At 72.8% G+C, this 18,303-nt stretch carries 17 protein-coding genes; 6 read left to right on the plus strand and 11 right to left on the minus strand.

The genetic code is table 11. The features are described from left to right. Positions 1–343 precede the first annotated feature (343 nt). Together EIZ62_RS09290 and EIZ62_RS09295 are read left to right on the plus strand one after the other, a co-directional pair. On the plus strand, positions 344–4,090 hold the full coding sequence (locus EIZ62_RS09290) for a DUF4160 domain-containing protein (RefSeq protein WP_244376167.1): 3,747 nt from the start codon (positions 344–346) through the stop codon (positions 4,088–4,090). Further along, positions 4,077–4,571: a hypothetical protein gene (locus tag EIZ62_RS09295; protein ID WP_156692231.1), complete on the plus strand. Its 495-nt coding sequence runs from the start codon at positions 4,077–4,079 to the stop codon at positions 4,569–4,571. The genes EIZ62_RS09290 and EIZ62_RS09295 overlap by 14 nt, the downstream gene beginning before the upstream one ends. 119 nt (positions 4,572–4,690) lie before the next feature. Here EIZ62_RS09295 and EIZ62_RS09300 read toward each other — a convergent pair whose 3' ends face one another. The 4 genes from EIZ62_RS09300 to EIZ62_RS09315 all read right to left on the minus strand — a co-directional run bounded on the left by EIZ62_RS09300 (position 4,691) and on the right by EIZ62_RS09315 (position 8,869). Then, on the minus strand, positions 4,691–6,004 hold the full coding sequence (locus tag EIZ62_RS09300; protein WP_156692232.1) for a hypothetical protein: 1,314 nt from the start codon (positions 6,002–6,004) through the stop codon (positions 4,691–4,693). 16 nt (positions 6,005–6,020) lie between these two features. Next, a complete protein-coding gene (locus EIZ62_RS09305; RefSeq protein WP_156692233.1) occupies positions 6,021–6,551 on the minus strand; it encodes a DUF6114 domain-containing protein in 531 nt (176 codons plus the stop codon). A 105-nt stretch (positions 6,552–6,656) separates the two neighbouring features. Next, positions 6,657–7,310 (minus strand): DUF6230 family protein, encoded by a 654-nt coding sequence (locus EIZ62_RS09310; RefSeq protein WP_156692234.1) that lies wholly within the window; start codon positions 7,308–7,310, stop codon positions 6,657–6,659. Between the two features lie 587 nt (positions 7,311–7,897). Next, on the minus strand, positions 7,898–8,869 hold the full coding sequence (locus EIZ62_RS09315; RefSeq protein ID WP_156692235.1) for a tetratricopeptide repeat protein: 972 nt from the start codon (positions 8,867–8,869) through the stop codon (positions 7,898–7,900). Positions 8,870–9,163: 294 nt separating this feature from the next. On the opposite strand from EIZ62_RS09315, the gene EIZ62_RS09320 reads away from it, so the two are divergent. Beyond that, a complete protein-coding gene (locus EIZ62_RS09320; RefSeq protein WP_156692236.1) occupies positions 9,164–9,796 on the plus strand; it encodes a TetR/AcrR family transcriptional regulator in 633 nt (210 codons plus the stop codon). Between the two features lie 49 nt (positions 9,797–9,845). On the opposite strand, the gene EIZ62_RS09325 is transcribed toward EIZ62_RS09320, so the two are convergent. Continuing rightward, entirely contained in the window at positions 9,846–10,829 is a 984-nt protein-coding gene (locus tag EIZ62_RS09325) for an SDR family NAD(P)-dependent oxidoreductase (RefSeq protein ID WP_156692237.1), read from the minus strand. Beyond that, on the minus strand, positions 10,826–11,956 hold the full coding sequence (locus tag EIZ62_RS09330) for a UDP-N-acetylglucosamine--N-acetylmuramyl-(pentapeptide) pyrophosphoryl-undecaprenol N-acetylglucosamine transferase (RefSeq protein WP_156692238.1): 1,131 nt from the start codon (positions 11,954–11,956) through the stop codon (positions 10,826–10,828). Before EIZ62_RS09330 ends, EIZ62_RS09325 begins: the two co-directional genes overlap by 4 nt. 65 nt (positions 11,957–12,021) lie before the next feature. On the opposite strand from EIZ62_RS09330, the gene EIZ62_RS09335 reads away from it, so the two are divergent. Both EIZ62_RS09335 and EIZ62_RS09340 read left to right on the plus strand, forming a co-directional pair. Further along, the gene (locus EIZ62_RS09335) at positions 12,022–12,711 is read left to right on the plus strand and encodes a response regulator transcription factor (RefSeq protein WP_156692239.1); all 690 of its coding nucleotides are present in this window, start codon (positions 12,022–12,024) and stop codon (positions 12,709–12,711) included. 172 nt (positions 12,712–12,883) lie between these two features. Next, entirely contained in the window at positions 12,884–14,302 is a 1,419-nt protein-coding gene (locus tag EIZ62_RS09340) for a sensor histidine kinase (RefSeq protein ID WP_156692240.1), read from the plus strand. Here EIZ62_RS09340 and EIZ62_RS09345 read toward each other — a convergent pair. Further along, positions 14,283–14,780 (minus strand): GNAT family N-acetyltransferase, encoded by a 498-nt coding sequence (locus tag EIZ62_RS09345; protein ID WP_156692241.1) that lies wholly within the window; start codon positions 14,778–14,780, stop codon positions 14,283–14,285. The two genes, EIZ62_RS09340 and EIZ62_RS09345, sit on opposite strands and share 20 nt — an antisense overlap. A gap of 56 nt (positions 14,781–14,836) precedes the next feature. Between EIZ62_RS09345 and EIZ62_RS09350 the strand changes: the two genes are divergently transcribed. Beyond that, positions 14,837–15,124: a hypothetical protein gene (locus EIZ62_RS09350; protein WP_156692242.1), complete on the plus strand. Its 288-nt coding sequence runs from the start codon at positions 14,837–14,839 to the stop codon at positions 15,122–15,124. Here EIZ62_RS09350 and EIZ62_RS09355 read toward each other — a convergent pair. The 4 genes from EIZ62_RS09355 to EIZ62_RS09370 all read right to left on the minus strand — a co-directional run bounded on the left by EIZ62_RS09355 (position 15,087) and on the right by EIZ62_RS09370 (position 18,222). Further along, complete coding sequence (locus EIZ62_RS09355) at positions 15,087–15,497, minus strand: hypothetical protein (RefSeq protein WP_156692243.1); 411 nt, start codon at positions 15,495–15,497, stop codon at positions 15,087–15,089. The genes EIZ62_RS09350 and EIZ62_RS09355 overlap by 38 nt on opposite strands. Before the next feature lie 35 nt (positions 15,498–15,532). Further along, entirely contained in the window at positions 15,533–17,233 is a 1,701-nt protein-coding gene (icmA, locus tag EIZ62_RS09360; RefSeq protein ID WP_156692244.1) for a coenzyme B12-dependent isobutyryl-CoA mutase large subunit, read from the minus strand. 81 nt (positions 17,234–17,314) lie between these two features. After that, the gene (locus EIZ62_RS09365) at positions 17,315–17,650 is read right to left on the minus strand and encodes a DUF3817 domain-containing protein (protein ID WP_156692245.1); all 336 of its coding nucleotides are present in this window, start codon (positions 17,648–17,650) and stop codon (positions 17,315–17,317) included. 62 nt (positions 17,651–17,712) lie between these two features. Then, a complete protein-coding gene (locus EIZ62_RS09370; RefSeq protein WP_156692246.1) occupies positions 17,713–18,222 on the minus strand; it encodes a MarR family winged helix-turn-helix transcriptional regulator in 510 nt (169 codons plus the stop codon). Positions 18,223–18,303: the final 81 nt, after the last annotated feature.

Genomic DNA, 18,303 nt, shown 5'->3' on the forward strand with positions numbered 1-18,303 from the left:
AAACGGAGGGTCAAAGCACCTGGGCCGCCAGGGCACTTGGGCCGCAACGGCAGTAAACGGAGGGTGCGGCGCGGGCGGCGTACCGGCGGTAAGTTCGCTCTTCCCACGGTGGTGAAGGACATGTAATGATCGCCGGGCCTTCGGGGGGAAGGCAGGGGGAAACCGTGTGTGGGGAGCACACGAGACCAGGGGCGTACCGACCGGCGGGGCCGGGCGGGCAGGCCCCCTCCAGCGACCACCGTGCATGTTTTGGCATGCCCGCGTCCATGACGACGGACCACTTTCGCAGTCCCTCCCGGGCTCATCCCTTTTGTCGATCAGACAGGCATGTGACGTGCGAAGAATGTCCCTGCCCGGACGACGGCGCGGCAGACGCGCCGGTCCGGCGAAGACCCTGACGTCGGGCATCGTCCTGGCGACCACGGCCGCGGTCCTGGGCGGCCTCGTGACGGCCGTCCCGGCCGCCGCCGAGGAGCCCGGCGACCACCCCACGAACCCCTACGAGCGCACGCTGCGCATCAGCCTCGGCGCGATGAACCGCGGCGACCGCTGCCAGGTCGCCCGGGCCGTCCACTACGGCGGCCCGGAGATGAAGACCCACGCCCGCGACAAGCTCGCGGGCAGCGAGGCCGAGCTGCGCAAGGTCGTCGCCGACTGGAGCTTCGGGTCCCTCGGCCAGGCCCAGGACCGGGACAAGGAGGCGGGCTTCGCCTACGCCACCACGTTCCGGGACCGCCAGGCCAAGCTCGACACCACCAACAAGCCGTACGCGGCGGTCAACTCGTTCGGCGGCCGGGACTACCACGCGCCCGAGTTCGGCGGCGAGATCCTCGCCTTCACCCTGCGCGACCAGCCGGAGCTGTACTACAAGACGTGGGACGACCCCACGCCCCGGCCCGGCAAGCCGTCGCTCGACAAGGCCAGGCAGGTCTTCGACGCCCTCTCGACGCCGGACGACCCCTGGGCCACGGCGTACAAGCCCTTCGCGGACATCGAGCTGTTCGGCTACCCGAACGAGAAGCCCGGCTCGGCCAACGACATCGCGACGTTCCTGCGCTTCGGCGGCTTCCCGACGAAGACCCCCGAGCCGGACTCGGCGGAGTTCCGCTCCGAGGTGGAGGCGCTGAAGCTCGCCTGGGCGGGCTGCGACAGCGCCAACCCCGTCGACCACTACCGCGCGCTGTCCGGCGTGGTGCTCCAGGCCTACACCGAGTGGGAGGCGGAGTACGCGTCCCAGGCGGCGCAGCGCAAGGAGATCGTCACCGCCGAGATGGCGGCGGCGAAGGAACTGCGCACCGCCACCGACGCGATGATCGAGGGCATCCGGCAGGCCTGGCAGGCCGACCAGATCCTGTTCTGGCAGAAGCACTGGCTCGCCAACAAGGACGCCCTGGACTACCCCAAGCCGGCCGCCTTCACCAAGGCGACCGCCGACCTGAACGCGGCCCGCGCCGCCGCGGCCACCCAGGTGACCGTGGCCAACGCCGCGGTGACCCGCGCCAAGACGGCCGCCGACAAGGCCGCCGCCCAGCAGGCCGCCGCCTGGACGATCGCCGACCAGGCCAAGGTGCCGCGCGGCCGCGGCCTGATGTACGCGCAGCAGTCCGTACAGGTCGCGAAGGCGTCGTACGCCGCCACCCAGGCCGCCGCCAAGACGGCCCTCACCGCGTCCAACGCGGCCAAGGCCACCGTCGCGAACAGCGGCGCGCTCTACGCCCTGAGCCAGACCCAGGCGCACGCGCTCAACACCGAGTTCCGCAAGGCCGCCGCCCTGGAGGCCGCCGCCCAGGCGAAGGCCGCCGCCACGGCCGCCGAGGCCCAGGCGAAGGAAGCCGCCGCCAACGCCACCAAGGCGAAGAACGCCCAGGCGACGGCCGAGGCCGCCGAACAGACCGCGAAGGCCGGCGCCGCCGAGGCGAAGCGCCAGCGCGCGATCGCGGAGGCGGAGAAGGCCAACGCGGTCCGGGAGCACGCCAACGCCACCTCCGAGCGGCAGAAGGCCGCCGCTGCGGCGCAGCGCGCCCAGACCGAGCGCGACGCGGCCGGGCGTGCCCGCGGTTCCGCGGAAGCGGCCGGCGCGACCGCCGCGGAGCAGCGCGAGGCCGCCGAGGCCGCCGAGGCCCGCGCGGCCCTGGCCCGCTCCAACGCCGAGGCCGCCGAGCGGGACAAGGACGCCAAGGCCTCACGTGCCTCCGCGCTGGAAGCGGCCGCCGCCGCGGCGGAGGGCACCAGCAGCGCCGGCGAGGCGCGACAGGCCGCGACCGCGGCCCGCACCGCCGCGAACGAGGCCACCGGGGCGGCGAGCCGTGCCCGGGCAGCGGCCAACGACGCCTCCACCGCCGCGGTGAACGCCCGCTCGGCCGCCACCCGCGCGCAGGCCGCGGCGTCGCGGTCCCGCGCGGCGGCCGACGCGGCGTGGTCCGCCTACATGACCACGAGCGCCGCAGCGGCCACCGCGCACGCCGCGGCCGCCGAGGCCATCGACGCGGCCGCCGCCGCCAATGTCAACGCCCGCAACGCCGAGGCCGAGGCGAAGAAGGCCCAGGCCGCCGCCGTCAAGGCGCGGCAGGAGGCCACGGCCGCGCAGGCGGAGGCCGTCAAGACGGCCGCGTGGGCGGCCAAGACGGCCGGATTCGCGTACGCGGCGGGCCAGGCCGCCGCCGGCGCCCGGGACGCGGCGAAGGCCGTGACCGTCGCCGCCAACCAGGCCATCACCGTCGGCGGTCCGTACCGCGAGACCGACACCTCCGCGGCGTTCGCGGTGCTGGTGGGCCAGACGTCCAAGACGATGGCCGAGCAGCAGGCCGCCGCCGCCAAGGCCAAGGCCGACGAGGCCGCCAAGGCGGCAGCCGAGGCGAAGGCGCTCGCCGACAAGGCCGCCGGTGACGCCAAGATCGCGGCGCAGGCGGCATCCGCCGCCGCCGCGGACGCGGCCAAGGCGCTCCAGTTCGCCGCCGCGGCACGCGCCTCGGCCGCCGAGGCCGACAAGGCCGCGGCCGCCGCGAAGAAGGCCGACGCCAACGCGCAGAAGTACGACGCCCAGGCCGGCGCCGACGCCATGCACGCCTCGTTCGCGGCGAACGACGCCGAGTCGGAGGCGGCAGCCGCCGACCGGGAGGCCACCGACGCCGAGCGTGACGCGGCCGGCGCCCGGGCCAACGCCACGGCGGCCGAGAAGGACGCGGGCAGCGCACGGGCGACCGCCACACAGGCGGAGACGGACGCCACCGCCGCCGAGACCGCCGCGACCCACGCGGTCGAGGACGCCACGGAGGCCGACAAGGCCGCCGACCGGGCCGAGGCCGAGGAGCGCGAGCGGGAGCGACAGGCCGTCAAGGAGCGGCTCGAGGCCAACGGCGGCGACACCGGGGCGGACCTCACCCTCGACGAGGAGGAGCTGCTGCGGCGGGAGTGCGGCGAGGAGTGCGTCGCGGACTTCCGTGCCGCCAAGGCACTGGCCGGCCAGGGCGTCATCGACTGGCTGAAGGCCAACGGCGGCGAGATCCTCCTGGAGGAGATCGGCTACCGCGACCTCGAGCGCTGCTTCGGCGAGTTCGACATCGAGAGCTGCCTGTGGACGCTGGTGAAGGCCGTGCCCGTCGCGAAGGCGTGGTCGGTCGGCAAGGCGGTCGTCCGGGTCGCGAGCGGCATCGGCGGCTTCCTGGAGAACTCCGTCAAGGCCAAGCGGACGCTCGACAAGTTCCGCAAGATCATCGACGACGCCAAGCAGGGCAAGGGCAAGGCCTGCCCGGTGAAGCCCAAGCCCGCCGCGGTACGCAGTGCCTCGTTCGCCGCTCCGGCGGGGGCCCTCACGGCCCGCGCGGCGGCTGCGGCGGAGTACCCGGGCGTCGGCACGATCGTCAACCAGAACGGCATCACCATCCAGATCTACTCCAACGACCACGCCCCGCCGCACGCGCACGTCAAGGGCAAGGGCGGCGAGGTCCGTATCGGTCAGAACGGCAGGCCGCTGAAGGACGAGCCGGAACTTTCCCGCCTCCAGAAGGCGGTCGTCGACAACAACATCCGTACCATCAGGGAGAACATCCGGGTCGCCATGGAAAGGCACAAGGCAAATGGCGGATGCTGAGCCGCCCGCCGAGCTGCGGGCCGCCCTGCGGCAGTTGGAGGAGCACCTCGGCAGGTCCCTGTCCGACGCCTCCGACGGCCACGCCCGCTGGGAGCTGTACCGGGCGGCGCTCGGTGCGGAGACGGCCCGGCCGGCCCTGCTGGCCGCCGTCGCCGCCGAACCGGACGGCGCGCTCGCCTCGGGAGTCGTCGGCGAGGCCCTGGAGGGGCTCCCGCGCACCGAGCGGGACGCCTGGGTCCAGGCGCTCGCGCCGGAGGTGCGTGGCTTCAGCGAGCGCCGGGTGCGGGAGCTGGGCGTGCTGGAGGACCTCCGGTCCGGAGCACTCGCCGCGGCGGGCGTGCCGGAGCTGATCGACGCCTGGAGCGACTGGCTCCAGCTCCGCCTCGCCACCGAGTCGGACGACGCGACGGTGCTGCGGGCGCTGGCCGCCTCGGGTCGTACCAAGCGCATCCGCCGCACGGCCGGGGAATCACTCGGCTGACGTGCGCATAGGAAAAGGGGCGGTGCCCCGGTTCTCACCAGAACCGGGGCACCGCCCCTCGGTGTTCCTCGCGGCGCCCCTCCCGTCCGCACCGGTCGGGCCGGTTCACGGGCCTTGGCTCAGCCCTCGACGAAGTTCTGCAGGCCCGGCACCGTCAGGTTGCCGCCGAACTGGCCCGCCTGCTTCACGTTCACGTCGGTGAAGAACGCGAACGGGACGTTCAGCGGGGGCGGCGAGTCGGGGCTGAAGGTGATCGGGATGAGGCCGAAGAGGTTGCCCTTCAGCTCCTCCGTGTACATCGTCACCGTGCCGCCCCTGATGGTGGATTCGGAGCCCGGGCGGGACTTCACGTGGCCGGTGTGGCCGTCGGAGTGGACCGTGAGCTGGTGGAGGTCCTTGATGTCGACCTCGTCCGCGGTGAACTTGAGGACCTTCTTCACCTTGCCGCCGTAGGTCTTGACCTCCACGATGCCGTGGTAGTCCAGCCCGCGCAGGGTGAGCTTGGTGCTCTCCAGCCGCCACGGCTCGTCCGGGAGCAGCGGGATGCCGGGCTCCAGCTCGGCCGCGGCGAGGGCCTCGGGGTCGGCGGTCGGGCACGGGAAGCGGGGCTTGGCGCCCTCCGGGATGTCCTCGTCCTTCGTGGGGTCGAGTCCCTTGGCGTCCTCGGGGAGTTCCTCGACCTCGGCGCCCGCCTTGTCGGCGGCGTCCTTGATCGCTTCCTTGGCCTCGTCGACGGCCCCGTCGGCCTCGTCGGTCGCCTTGTCCGTCGCGTCGTCCTTCGCGGCCGGCTTCTCCGCGGGCTTGGACGACGGTTCGGTGGACGGCTCGGTGGAGGGCTCGTCCGCGGGCGGTTGGGCGGGGGCTTCCGCGGAGGGGGCGGTGGTCGACGGGGTGGCCGCCGGCTCCTCTTCCTCGTCCGGGCCGTCGAAGATGTCCTTGATGGCGTCACCGACACCCAGCGGGTCCAGGGGGTTCCTGGTCTCCGTGGGCGTGGGCGCCGGGGTGTCGGAGGGCGCCGGGCTCGGGGTGGCCGGCGGCTTGGTGACGCCGGTCTTCGGCTCGGTGGTGTCCTTCTCCGCCTCGTCCGTCTCGTCCGCGGAGGGGCCGGCGCCGGGTTCCGGCTGCTTCTCCTCGTCGGGCGCGGGCTTCCCGGAGTCGCTCGGGGACGGCTTCGGCGCCGGGGACTCCGACTCCGAAGGCTTCTCGGGCTGCTCGGGCTTCTCGGACTCCGACGGCTCGTCGGAGCGCGTCACGCACGGGCCGGGCGCGAAGGGGATGTCCTTCTCGTCGGCGAGGGCGAGCTTGGGCGTCATACCGAGGCCGACGAGTACGGCGGTGGGCATCGCGGCAAGGGCCATCGCCTTGCCCGCCGGTGCCTGGATCTTGGCCAGCAGCGATTTCCTCGGAGCCGCGTGCCGCGGCCCCTTTCTCATCGCCGGCTGTATCTCGTCACCCCGCACTGTTCCTCCCGCCGTTGGCGTCGATCGTGCTGTCGGTCGCGTTGCTCTGCGGGGCCACGGCCGACAACTCGTCGGCCCGCTCGCCGTCCCCCTCGGCCGGTTCGGCCGGTTCGGCCGTCTTGTCCACCGGCGTGCCCGGCGCCCAGGAGGCGGACAGGGCGCCGCCGAGCAGGGCGAAGAGGAAGCCGATGAGGAACCCTCCGATGTTGGCCACCGGCAGGGAGACGAGCGCCAGGACGATGGCGGCGACCCCCGCGAACACCCGGACGACGGAGTGGAACCACATCGTCAGGCCCAGCGTGACCAGGAGGACGCCGATGATCAGCGAGCCGGCACCGGCCGTGGTCGCCATGGCGATCGTCATGTTGCCGAGTCGGAGGTCGGCGTACGGAAGGTAGGCGATCGGCAGGCCGCCGATCATGGTGAACAGACCGCCCCAGAAAGGCCGGTTGCCCCGCCACGCGCGGAAGCGCAGCCGCCAGTAGGTGAATCCGCGGGAACCAGTGGACTCGGCGCTCATGGAAAACAGCTCCCTGGAAGCGGTGGTGCTGGAAAAGAGAGAAGAAGGGAGTAGTGGCCCGGACGGGCAGGCTCGCCATGCGCGTTCCCACCCGCCCGGCGAGTGCTAGTCCTGGAAGCACTCCTTGGTGCCACGGTGGAGCTTGAGGCTCAGGTCCGGCAGCTTGAACGTGCCGGCCGTGGTCGCCCACGCCTTCTGCTCCACGTTCCGCAGCGTCACCTCGTCGGCGCGCTGACCGAAACCGAAGGGGTTGGCCCTCGCCTCGGTACCCGGCTGGATGCCGGGGTCGGTGTCGTTCTTCTTCAGGGAACCGGCGGCAACGCCGATGTCGATCTTCTTGAACTCGGCGTCGGCCTCGAGGTCGGAGACATCCAGGTAGATGTCCTCCGCCTGGACCTTCTCCGCGCCCGTACCGGCCTTCAGCTCCAGGCTGACGGTACCGATCAGCGGCACGTGCGGCGTCACGACGGACTGGCACATGTTGGTGATCGTGGCCGTCTTGAAGCCCGACACCGCCACCGGCGCGGCGAACTTCTCGCCCTTGAGGGTCTTGCCCTCGGCGTAGCTGCCGTACTGGACGAACTTGGTACCGGTGAGTTCAGAGGCCTTAACCTTGAACTCCTGGCCGGAGATGCTGAACGATGCCGCCAGCGCTCCCTGGGCCAGGCCGATGCCTATCGCGGCCGTCGCGGCCACACTCGGCACCATGACTACGGCGAACCGCTTCCATCTGGTCCCACCGCGAACCTGGGACTTCATAGATTTCCTCCTTCTCGGACGTACATCTCCGGATGGGCCCCGGGCCCGTCCTGGGATGGGAGAAGTGCTACGTCCTCGGGAAGGAGAGCGCCCGTAGATCAGGCGCGAGCCGCGTCCGAATCACCGGCGATCACCCCCGAGCGACAACCACTGGCCACGCCTTCGCGCAACCCTGCTTGGACAGGCCCTGCCGGTTGGGCAGGAACCCCCCTGTCCGGAGCCGGCGGCAAGGTCGCCGGCCCGCTCGGTGGGGATCCGCTCCCGTGAGCGCGGCTGGTTGCCGGGCTGGTACGGGATTGGACCGAGCGTGGCCGATCGTGGTGCATTCACGCCGTCGACACAAGGGGGTTCGTTACTCGCTAGTAACGGGTGGATAACCACGCCACGACAGGGTGATGTCGCCCGGGTACACAGGGTGCTACCGACCGGTTCGACAGAACCGGATTTCCTCGGCAAAAGCCGGACATAAAGCGGGCGTTGATTTACTGCAAGTAACAGCGGCCGTGTTTACCAAGTTTTGGTAAAGCACGGCCGCGTTTTGTCACTGTGTCGCCAAATCACCGGCGTCCGGGGGTGGGGTCAGTGCGTCAGAAGAGCACGCGCGCCAGCGCCGAACGGGCCTTGGTGACCCGCGGGTCGTCGGGGCCGATCACCTCGAACAGCTCCAGCAGCCGCACCCGCGCCGTGTCGCGGTCGTCGCCCGCCGTACGGCGCACGGTGTCGACGAGCCGGCCGAAGGCGTCCTCCACGTGACCGCCCACCAGGTCCAGGTCGGCGGCGGCGAGCTGGGCGGGGACGTCGGCGGGGTCGTCCGCGGCGCTCTTGCGGACGACCTGCGGGTCCATGCCCTGCACCCGGGAGAGCAGTTCGGCCTGGGCGAGGCCCAGCTTGGCCTCGGTGTTGCCCGGGTCGTCGGCGAGGACGTTCTTGTACGCCTGGATCGCCCCGCCGAAGTCGTTGGCGTCCAGCGCCCGCACCGCCGCCTCCAGCAGCGTGTCGTACGGGCCGGCCGGCTGCGCCGGGGCCTCGGCGGAAGCGCCGGGCGCCTCCTGGTCGACCACGATGCCGGTGAGGCCGAACCGCTCCTCGCCGACCCGGATCAGTTCGTCCAGGGTCTGGCGGATCTGCGCCTCGGGCGCCGCCCCCTGGAAGAGCGGCAGCGCCTGACCGGCGACCACCGCGAAGACGGCCGGGATCCCCTGGATACCGAACTGCTGCATCAACATCTGGTTGGCGTCGACGTCGATCTTGGCGAGGACGAAACGGCCGTTGTACTCGGCGGCCAGTCGCTCCAGCAGGGGGCCGAGCTGCTTGCACGGCTCGCACCACTCGGCCCAGAAGTCGATGACGACGGGCACCTCGGTGGAGCGCTGGAGGATGTCGCGCTCGAAGCCCGCCTCGTCTACATCGATCACCAGGGCCGACGGGGGCACCGCTCCGCCGCCGCCCTCCCGGGCGGCCTGGGCGCGCGCCTGCTCCGCCTTCGCCTTGGCCTCTCCGGCCGCCTTCACCGCGGCGAGGTCGACGACGCCGCTCATGGACATGTTCCTAGGCTGCATGGGTACATCCTCCCCCTTCCGCGCGCGTAACCGTTAAGCCATGGCCGAACCGCGGCCGCCCGGGCGCCCCCCGCCGGTGTGCGGGGCGTACGGACGTACGCGATCCAGCAGATGTTTCGGCACTGGGTCCCCACCCTGGCGCCTGTGGTTGTCGCTCTGGGCCGCTCAAAGCCTTTCGCTACGCCTCGTAGCGTAACCCCGATCCCAGGCGCCCGGGGGCCGCACGGGGAGGTGAACTGCCTCACATGTACGGGCCGGTAACACCGGGCGTACTCGCCGGTATGGTCGACCGTCATGTGCATCAGCTCCAGCCCCTCGCGCCGCCGTGGCGGCACCGGTGGCCGCCCCCGTTCGGCGGAGGCCGACGCCGCGATACTGACGGCGACCCGGGCCGCCCTGGTCGAGCTGGGCTGGTCGAAGCTCACGATGGGCGACGTCGCCGGCCGCGCCGGGGTCGCCAAGACGACCCTCTACCGGCGCTGGGCCGGGAAGAACGAGCTGGTCGTCGACGCCGTCGCCGTCCTCTTCGACGAGCTGGAACTGCCCGACCGCGGCAGCCTGATGGCCGACATCGAGGGCGTGGTCGTGCAGTTCGCGGCGCTGCTGGAGCGGCCGGAGACCAAGACGGCGCTGATGGCCGTCATCGCCGAGTCCACCCGCGACGAGCCGCTGCGCGAGCGGATCCGCACCCTGATCGTCGAGAGGCAGAAGCGCCTCGTCCTGGCGGGGCGGGAGCGCGCCCAGGCCCGCGGTGAGCTGCCCGCGAGCCCGGCGTCCGCGACGGGCACCGACGACCTGATCTTCGACGTGATCGCCGGCGCGGTGGTCCACCGCGCGCTGGTCAGCGCCGAGCCCGTCGACGCGGACTGGGTCCAGCGCTTCACCGCCCTGCTGCTGGGCGGCCTGGGCGCCGCGGCCCGCACCTGACGGCTCGCTCCGGCCGCCGCGGGCCCCGCCGCCCCGGACCGGTCGTGGCTCAGACCTGGTAGCGGTTGGCGGCGAAGAGGTGGAGGTGGTCCGCGATCCACTCCGACGTCCGCTTCAGGCCCTCCCCCAGGGACATCTCCGGCTGCCAGCCCGCCCAGTCGCGGGCCCGGGTGTTGTCCGACAGCAGGCGCTCCACCTCGCTGCCCGACGGGCGCAGTCGCGCCGGGTCGACGACGATGTCGACACCGTCGCGCCCCGAGGCCTCGATGAGCCGGCGCGCCAGGTCGCCGATGGCGATCTCCTCGCCCGTACCCAGGTTGACCACCTCGCCGAGCGCCCGGTCGCACTCCGCGAGCGCGAGGAATCCGCGCGCGGTGTCCGTGACGTAGGTGAAGTCCCGGGTCGGGGCGAGGGAGCCGAGCCTGATCTCGCGGGCACCCGAGTGGAGTTGGGCGAGGATCGTGGGGATGACCGCGCGGGCGGACTGGCGCGGCCCGTACGTGTTGAACGGGCGTACCACCGTGACCGGCAGTTCGAAGGCGTGCCAGTGGGACAGCGCCATCATGTCGGCGCCGATCTTGGACGCCGAGTACGGCGACTGCGGCTGGAGCGGGTGGTCCTCGCCGATCGGGGCGGTGATGGCGGTCCCGTACACCTCGCTGGTGGAGGTGTGCACCAGGCGCCGCACGGCGTGCCGGCGGCAGGCCTCGGCGACGTTCTCGGTGCCGGTGACGTTCGTCTGGACGTACGCGCCGGGCGAGTCGTAGCTGTACGGGATGCCGATCAGGGCGGCCAGGTGGAAGACGGTGTCGCAGCCGGCGACGGCGTCCATGACGCGGCCGGGGTCGCGGACGTCGCCCGCGATCATCTCGACGTCGTCCATGCGGTGGCGGAGGTTGCCCTTGTCGCCGTACGGCTTGTAGTGCACGAACGCGCGGACGCGGGCGCCGCGTTCGACGAGCAGGTCGACGAGGGTGGAGCCGATGAAGCCTTCGGCGCCGGTGACGAGGACGGTGCGGCCGGACCAGTTCATGCTGCGTACTCCTTGGTGTGGGGCGTGGTGCGGGTGGCGAGGTCGAGGACCCGCTCGGCGAGCAGGTCGGCGGCGTATGCGTGCGGGCCCGGAGCGGCGGCGCCGCTCATCGAGGCCAGCCGGGCCGGGTCGGCGAGCAGCGGCTCGACGAGCGCGGCGAGGCGGTCGGCGGTGGTCTCCACGTCGGGCAGGAGCAGGCCGGCGCCGGCGTCGGTGAGGACGCGGGCGTTGTGCGTCTGGTGGTCGCCCGGCGCGTGCGGGTAGGGCACGAGGACGGCCGGCACGCCGGTGGTGGCGAGTTCCGCGACGGTGGCGGACCCGGCCCGGCACACCACCAGGTCGGCGGCGGCGTACGCGAGGTCCATCCGGTCCAGGTACGGCACCGCGCGGGCGACGGGGTTGCCGGCGAGGGCGCGCCGGGTGTCGTCCAGCGCGGCCGGACCGGTCTTGATCAGCAGGTGGACGTCGGGGCGGTGGCGCCACCGGTCGGCGAGGCCGAGCGCGGCCTCGGTGAGGCGGCGGGCGCCGAGGCTGCCGCCGTTGAACAGCACCAGGCGCCGCCCCTCGGGGACGTCGAAGGCGCGGCGGGCGGCCGGGCGCAGCGCGTCCCGGTCGAGGGCGGCCAGCGAGGCGGCGATGGGCATCCCGGTGGTGACGGCCCCGTGGAGGTGGCCGGTGTCGAAGGCGACCGCGATGTGCGGGGTGAGGCGGGCGGCGAACTGGTTGGCGCGGCCCGGTACGGCGTTGGATTCGTGGATCAGGCTCGGCAGCCCGGCCATCCGGGCGCCCAGGATGACGGGCGCGCTCGGGTAGCCGCCCATGCCGACGGCCACCTGGGCGCCCTGGCCGCGCAGGATGGACCGCACCTGCGCGCCCGAGCGCAGCAGGGCCGCGGGCAGCAGGTAGCGCTTGGCGCCCAGCGCCGGGTCGAAGGGGATCATGTCGACGGTGTGGAGCCGGTAGCCGGCGGCCGGTATCAGCTCGCCCTCCAGGCCCCGGGTCGTGCCGACGAAGGAGATCACCGCGTCGGGGGCGGCCCGGCGCAGGGCGTCGGCGATGGCGAGGCCGGGGTAGATGTGGCCGCCGGTGCCGCCGGCACCGATCACGACCGAGAGTGGTGTGCGCATGGACCGGGACGGTTCCGGACCGGCCTAAGAGGGTTCTAAGAGGCGGCTTTGGCAGGGTGTGCCGTATGAGTGCAGCGAAGGCCCTGGTGGTCGACGACGATCCGGAGGTGCGGGCGGCCGTCGAGGACGGCCTGACGGTGGAGGGGTACGAGGTCCGGGGCGCGGCGGACGGTCTGGCGGCCCTCTCGGAGGTGGCCGCCTGGCAGCCGGACGTCATCGTGCTGGACGTGATGATGCCGGTACTGGACGGGCTGGCGGTGTGCCGGCGGCTGCGCGCGCTCGGCGACCGTACGCCCGTGATCGTGCTGACCGCGCTGGACTCGGTGAGCGAGCGGGTCGACGGGCTGGACGCGGGCGCCGACGACTACCTGGTGAAGCCGTTCGCGCTGGACGAGCTGAGCGCACGGGTACGGGCGCTGCTGCGGCGTACGGCCCCGGAGCCGAGCGGCCCCGGAGCCGGGCTGTCGTTCGGGGACCTGGTGGTGGACCCGGCGACCCGGACGGGCACACGGGCGGGGCGCCAGCTGGAGTTCAGCCGCACCGAGTTCGCGCTGCTGGACCTGCTGTTGCGCCATCCGCGCCAGGTACTGCCGCGCGAGGTGATCCTGGAGCGGGTGTGGGGCCAGGACTTCGGCCCGGACTCCAACTCACTCGCGGTGTACGTCGGCTACCTCCGCCGCAAGCTGGAAGCCGGGGGCGAACCCCGCCTGGTCCACACCGTGCACGGCGTCGGCTACCGGCTGGACGAGTCATGAGCGCGGCGGGGCGCGTGGCGGGGTGCGCGGCGGGGTGCGCCGCGCGGGCCTCGGTGCTCGCGGGACTGAACCGGCCGGCGCCCCGGGTCGGCGGCAACGCGGGCACGTGGGCGGGCGGCCCCACCGGGAACGTTCCGGCGGGTGCGGGGTCCAGGTGGCACGGGGGTGTCCGGTGAGTGCCCGGCGGCGGTTGGGGGCGCGGTGGCGGAGGCGGCGGCCGTTGCGTACCCGGCTGGCGGTGGCGGCTTCGGCGGCCGTCGCGGTGGTGGCCGTGGGGGTGTGCGCGGCGGCGTTCTTCGTCATCCGGTACGCGATGTACCACCAGCTCGACCTGAGCCTGACCCAGTCGGCGACGCGCGTGACGCAGGCGGACCGGGGCGAGCCGCCCGGGGTGCTGGCGGGCGAGTGCCGGTTCCTGTCGGCGCCGGCGTGCGCGCAGATCGTCCCGGCCCGGGCGCAGGACGACCCGCCGGGGCGGTACGTCCTGCCGGTCGCCGAGCCGGTGCGGGAGGTCGCCGCCGGGAGCCGGGCCCCGTACTACAGCAACATCACGCTCGCGGACGGGTATCCGGCACGGATGCTGACGACGACGTTCGGGGAGGGCAGGGCCCTTCAGGTGGCCCTGCGCGCCGACACGGTCGCCAAGGGCGTCCGGCAGGCGGCCGGGCTGCTCGCGGGGGTGGGAGCGGTGGGGGTGGTGCTGGCGGCGGCCCTGGGCTACGGCGTGTCCCGCACGGGCCTCGCCCCCGTCGCCCGGCTCACCGCGACGGCCGAGCGGATCGCCGCGACGCGCGACCCGCGGCACCGGATCGAGCTGCCGGAGGGGCCGCCCGGCCGGGAGGACGAGGTGACGCGGCTGGCGGGGACGTTCAACACCATGCTGGACGAGCTGGAGCGGTCGGTGACGGCCCAGCGGCGCCTGGTGGCGGACGCCTCGCACGAGCTGCGCACCCCGCTCACCGCCCTGCGGACCAACGTGGAGCTGCTGGCGAAGGGCGAGCGGCTGTCGCCGGCGCAGCGGGAGCGGGCGTCGGCGGCGCTGGGCCGCCAGTTGCGCGAGGTGACCGGCCTGGTGGGCGACCTGATCGAGCTGGCGCGGGACGAGGAGCCGCGGCCGCTGGTGGAGGAGGTGCGCCCGGCGGCGCTGCTGGAGCACGCGGTGGGCACCGCGCGCAGGCACTGGCCGCAGGTCGCCTTCACGCTCCGGATCGACGACGCCGGGGCGGCCGTGACCCTGCCGGGCGTACCGTCCCGCCTGTCGCGGCTGCTCACCAACCTGCTGGACAACGCGGCCAAGTTCAGCCCGCCCGGCGGGGCACCCGTGGAAGTGGAGTTCGCCGGGCGGGAGGTGACGGTACGGGACCACGGCCCGGGCATCGCGGCCGAGGACCTGCCGTACGTCTTCGACCGCTTCTACCGGGCCGAGTCGGCGCGCGCCCTGCCCGGTTCGGGTCTCGGGCTGGCGATGGCCCGTCAGATCGCCCGGGCGCACGGCGCCGAGCTGACCGCCGAGCGGGCGCCGGGCGGTGGCGCGCTGTTCCGGCTGACGCTGCCCGCGTCGCCGAGGCCGGTCACAGGGGGCGGTGCATGACGTGCAGTCCGACGTACCCGGCGGTGGGGTGGTGGAAGGCCTCCGGGACCGTGCCGACGATCCGGAACCCGAGCCGCTCGTACAGCCGGACCGCGTGGGTGTTGGTCTCCACGACCGCGTTGAACTGCATGCCCCGGTAGCCGGCTTCCCGTGCCCACTCCAGCGTGTGCTCGACGAGCGCCCGGCCGATGCCCCGGCCGCCGTGCGCGGGGTCGGTCATGTAGCTGGCGCTGGCGACGTGCCCGCCGTTGCCGGCCTGGTTGCGGTTCATCTTGGCGGTGCCGAGGACCGCGCCGGTCTCGTCGTCGACGGCGACGACCGTGCGGTTCGGGGCGGCCAGCAGCCACCAGCCGCGGCCCTCCTCCTCCCCCAGGTCGAGCGGAAAGGTGAAGGTGTCGCCGGCGGCGACGATCTTGTGGAAGAAGGGCCAGATGGCGGGCCAGTCGCCGGCGCCGGCTTCCCTGATGGTGAAGGTCATCCGTCCAGCATGCCCGCCCTTGACCTCACGCGCAGTCGAGTTCCTACGGTGCGGTCATGACCACGATCACGGAGTACTCGACCGGGGACCTGGCCGCCCAGCCCGCCGGGGCGTGTACCGGTCTCGCGTACCGCGCCGTCGTCGGCGCCCTGCGTGCCGAGTCGCCGGAGGGCACCTTCACGCTCACGGCCGCCGGCGAGGCGGGCCGCGCCCGCGCCCGGGAGCGGAACGCCGTGGTGCACGCGCGGACGCACGCGGGGATCCCCGCCGAGGAGTACGCGGCCGCCGTGAACGTCCTGCGCCGTCTCATCGCGAACCTGGGTGGCGACGCCGACCTCCCGTAGTCCCGGGCGCCGGTACGTACCGGGCGGGCGGGCCCTCCTCCGGCGGGAGGAGCCCCGCCCGGACGAGGGCGGCCCGGCCGGCCATCTCGCCGGCCCGCCGGAAGCCCCACTCGGAGGAGTCGACCTCGTGGTACCGGCCGTGGGTGAGCAGGACGGCGGCCGCGGTGCCGCCGAGCCCGGCCAGGATGCCCTCCCACAGAGGCGCGACGAACTCCGGCGGCAGCAGCTTCGCCGGGACCAGGTTGAGGAACTCGCTCTCCCCGTCCGGTCCCGGCGGCTCGAAGTCGGCGTCGAACAGGGCGAACGGCCCGCAGGCCCCCACGAACCAGTAGCGGACGGCGACGCCGGGAACCGGTACGGGGAGGCCTGCCATGGGCGCACCCTATCGGCGCGACAGAGGGACGCGCCCTAGAAGCCGGGCGGCTCCGTGTAGACGCCCCACTCGTCGCGCAGGGCGTCGCAGATCTCGCCGAGCGTCGCCTCCGCCCGTACGGCGTCGAGCATCGGCCCGATCATGTTGGAGCCGTCGCGCGCCGCGGCGAGCATCGCGTCGAGGGAGGAGCGCACCCGTGCGTCGTCCCGCGCGGCCTTGCGCGACCCGAGCACCTTCACCTGCTCGCGCTCGACCTCGTGGCTGACCCGCAGGATCTCCAGGTCGCCGGTGACGGAGCCCTCGTGGCAGTTGACGCCGACGACCCGCTTGTCGCCCTTCTCCAGGGACTGCTGGTAGCGGAAGGCGGACTCGGCGATCTCGCCGGTGAACCAGCCGTCCTCGATGCCGCGCAGGATGCCGGAGGTGATGGGCCCGATGGGGTGCCGCCCGTCGGGGTGGGCGCGCAGGCCCCGCTCCTTGATCCGGTCGAAGATCTTCTCGGCGTCGGCCTCGATGCGGTCGGTGAGCTGCTCGACGTACCAGGAACCGCCGAGCGGGTCGGCGACGTTGGCGACGCCGGTCTCCTCCATCAGCACCTGCTGGGTGCGCAGCGCGATCTCGGCGGCCTGCTCGCTGGGGAGGGCGAGGGTCTCGTCGAGGGCGTTGGTGTGCAGCGAGTTGGTGCCGCCGAGGACGGCCGCGAGGGCCTCCACGGCGGTGCGGACGACGTTGTTGTACGGCTGCTGGGCGGTGAGGGAGACGCCGGCGGTCTGGGTGTGGAACCGCAGCCACTGCGCCTTGTCCGTCTTCGCCCCGTAGACCTCCTTCATCCAGCGCGCCCAGATGCGGCGGGCGGCGCGGAACTTGGCGATCTCCTCGAAGAAGTCGACGTGGGCGTCGAAGAAGAAGGACAGGCCGGGCGCGAAGACGTCGACGTCGAGGCCGCGGCTGAGCCCCAGTTCGACGTACCCGAAGCCGTCGGCGAGGGTGTACGCCAGCTCCTGCGCGGCCGTCGCCCCCGCCTCGCGGATGTGGTAGCCGGAGACGGACAGCGGCTTGTACGCCGGGATGTCGCGGGCGCAGTGCTCCATCAGGTCGCCGATGAGGCGCAGGTGCGGCTCGGGCTGGAAGAGCCACTCCTTCTGGGCGATGTACTCCTTGAAGATGTCCGTCTGGAGGGTGCCGTTGAGGACGCCCGGGTCGACGCCCTGCCGTTCGGCGGCGACGAGGTACATGCAGAAGACGGGGACGGCCGGGCCGCTGATCGTCATCGACGTGGTGACGTCGCCGAGGGGGATGTCCTTGAAGAGGATCTCCATGTCGGCGGCGGAGTCGATGGCGACGCCGCAGTGGCCGACCTCGCCGAGCGAGCGCGGGTCGTCGGAGTCGCGGCCCATGAGGGTCGGCATGTCGAAGGCGACGGACAGGCCGCCGCCGCCGTTGCCGAGGATCATCTTGTAGCGCTCGTTGGTCTGCTCGGCGTTGCCGAAGCCGGCGAACTGGCGGATGGTCCAGGTGCGGCCGCGGTAGCCGGTCGGGTACAGGCCGCGGGTGAAGGGGTACTCACCGGGCCAGCCGATCCGCTCGAAGCCGTCGTAGGTGTCCCCGGGCCGGGGCCCGTAGGCGGGCTCCACGGGGTCGCCGGAGAGCGTGGTGAAGTCGGCGTCGCGCTTGCGGGCGGCGTCGTAACGGGCCTGCCAGCGTCGGCGGCCTTCCTCGATGGCGTCAGCGTCCATACCGTCGAATTTACTAGGACGTCCTAGTAAATGTCGATGGGAGACCGCCGTACGCGTGCCGTACGGCGGTCTCGGAGGTCGTTACGCCTTGGCGGGCGCGGGCGCGGCGTCACCGGCGAGCAGCGGCTCGACGTCCCGCGTGACCTGGCGTTCCACGAAGAAGGCGGCGAAGGGGATCGTGCCGGAGAGCAGGATCCACAGGAGCTTTCCGAACTTCCACCGGGCCTTGGAACCCAGGTCGAAGGCGAAGATCAGGTAGATGATATAGAGGACGCCGTGGGCCTGCGAGACCATGAAGGTCACGTCCTCGCCCGTGTCGAACCCGTACTTGAACACCATGCACGTGCAGAGCACGAGCAGCATGACGGCGGTCACATAGGCCATGACCCGGTAGCGGGTCAGCACGCTCCTCTTCATGACGACGAGCGTAACCGCCCGTTCCGGGCGATCTTCGCGCGGGACCCCCTCCACCAGGCGGGTCATTTCTCCTCGAAGTCGTGCGCCGCGATCCGCAGCGGCCGCAGCATCGCGAAGATCTCGCCGCACTCCTCGGCGTCGTACACCCCGAGGCCGAAGTCCATCGCCATCAGGTCCGAGGTGGCCGCCTCGACGACCTCGCGGCCCTTGTCGGTGATGGAGGCGAGGGTGCCGCGCCCGTCGTTGGGGTTGGGGCGCTTGGCCACCAGCCCCGACTTCACCAGCCGGTCCACCGTGTTCGTCACCGACGTGGGGTGGACCATCAGCCGCTCGCCGATCTTGGACATCGGCAGCTCGCCCTCCTTGGAGAAGGTGAGCAGCACCAGCGCCTCGTACCGGGCGAAGGTCAGGCCGTAGGGCTTGACCACCGCGTCGACCTCCGCGAGCAGGATCTGGTGTGCGCGCATGATCGAGGTGATGGCGCCCATGGAGGGGACCGGCCCCCAGCGGCGCTGCCAGAGCTCGTCGGCACGGGCGATGGGGTCGAAGGGGAGACTGAGCGGTTTCGGCACGCCGTCGACCTTACCGACTGGTCACATGCTGGTCAGCCCCGTCTCGCGGTTCGGTCCCCGGGCCGCCGCGACCCGGTGTCG

This window comes from Streptomyces ficellus, assembly GCF_009739905.1.
Taxonomy (GTDB): Bacteria; Actinomycetota; Actinomycetes; order Streptomycetales; family Streptomycetaceae; genus Streptomyces; species Streptomyces ficellus_A.